The following is a 1,334-nucleotide window of genomic DNA, read 5'->3' on the forward strand; positions in this document are numbered from 1 at the left end:
AGCGCAGAAAAGCCAGAGCGATGCCGCGTTCAAAAAGGTGCGGAATGAGGCCAGCGCTCGTGATCGTGCGTGGGATAATAAAATGAGGAGGACGATGATGGGGGTCTGCAGAGGATGCTAGATGCCGCATCGGGACTGCCTGCACGCACGTCAGATCGCGAGGAGGCACGGCGCCGAGTGAAGCTGCCTGTCGGTCGGCCTCGCGCAGCTTTCCTGCCGGGACGCCATCGGGCTCAACCCGATGGTTTGGGTCGTAACTCCTCCACTCGGTCCGTCAGGCTACGCAGCATGCCTTCGAGATGCTCGACGCGAATGCGGTCAAGCTTGTCATGAAGGGCCATGATCTCAACCTCGGCCTTGAGGTTGACTTCGTAGTCCAGGCTTGCGGCCAACCTATCACGGGCCGCTTGCCGGTTCTGCGCCATCAGGATCACGGGCGCCTGTAGCGCAGCGACCATCGAAAGGATCAGGTTGAGGAAGATGTAAGGATAAGGATCGAAGCCTCCGCCGAAGCGTGCCAAGACGACCGTATTCACAATGGTCCACACCATGAGCATGGCCGTGAAAATCGCGATGAAGGTCCAGGATCCGCCAAATTGAGCAACTCGATCGGCAAGGCGCTCGCCGAATGTCTGCTGCTCGGCGAGAATATTGTTGACATCTCGGGCGATGTGCAAACGCCTGGCAACGTGGAGGATGACTCGCTGGTCGCGCGCAGAAAGGTGCGTCAGGCCACTATCCAGCAGCTGCCGGGCGAGGCGAGTGACCTCGTCGTCCATGACAGCCCTCCCCTGCGACTGAGACCAAAGGGGGTACAGTGTATCCCTAGCTTGGACGAAGGACTATGAAGGTTGACTGATGCGCGTTCGCTTCCAAGGCATGTCCACCAGCTTCGCTGAACGGTACCGGGCCGACATCGACCGGGCGGCTATCTATTCGCGCGGGCAGCCGCTCCGCATCACGCTCCGGCTACCTCCGGATGCGGCGGTGGCCGATACCCATCCCGTTGACCGTGAGCGTCCGGTGCAGGGCAGCGTCATTCTGGATGTGGTGCGCCACCGGCACTTTGCCTCGGGCGCCGACGAGCTTGTCATAGGGCCAGCCACTCCCGCGGACGCCGAGAAGATCGCCGAGGACGATCGCGCTTGGCACACGTGCGCGCAGGGAGGCTGAAGTTTCGCACTCAGCTGCGCGTTTCTAAGACACGACGAGCGTCGTCCGGGGGCCAAGATCCGATGTTTGCCGTTCGCTGGAACCCAATAACGACAGGCGAAGCCGCTTATGACCAAGTGGGCGTTCTCTACCCGATCGCCCCCATGGATGAGGTCGGGCTG

2 protein-coding genes are annotated in these 1,334 nt (G+C 61.4%); one reads left to right on the top strand and one right to left on the bottom strand.

What is annotated here, in order from left to right; genetic code table 11:
• Positions 1 to 233: 233 nt before the first annotated feature.
• Positions 234 to 779 (bottom strand): DUF1003 domain-containing protein, encoded by a 546-nt coding sequence (locus WDW90_RS37160; protein WP_336492731.1) that lies wholly within the window; start codon positions 777 to 779, stop codon positions 234 to 236.
• 79 nt (positions 780 to 858) lie between these two features.
• On the opposite strand from WDW90_RS37160, the gene WDW90_RS37165 reads away from it, so the two are divergent.
• Positions 859 to 1,173 carry a hypothetical protein gene (locus WDW90_RS37165; protein ID WP_336492732.1) on the top strand — a complete coding sequence of 105 codons (315 nt, stop codon included), beginning with the start codon at positions 859 to 861 and terminating at the stop codon, positions 1,171 to 1,173.
• Positions 1,174 to 1,334 lie beyond the last annotated feature (161 nt).

The sequence above is a fragment of the Methylobacterium nigriterrae genome (assembly GCF_037106235.1).
Taxonomy (GTDB): Bacteria; Pseudomonadota; Alphaproteobacteria; order Rhizobiales; family Beijerinckiaceae; genus Methylobacterium; species Methylobacterium nigriterrae.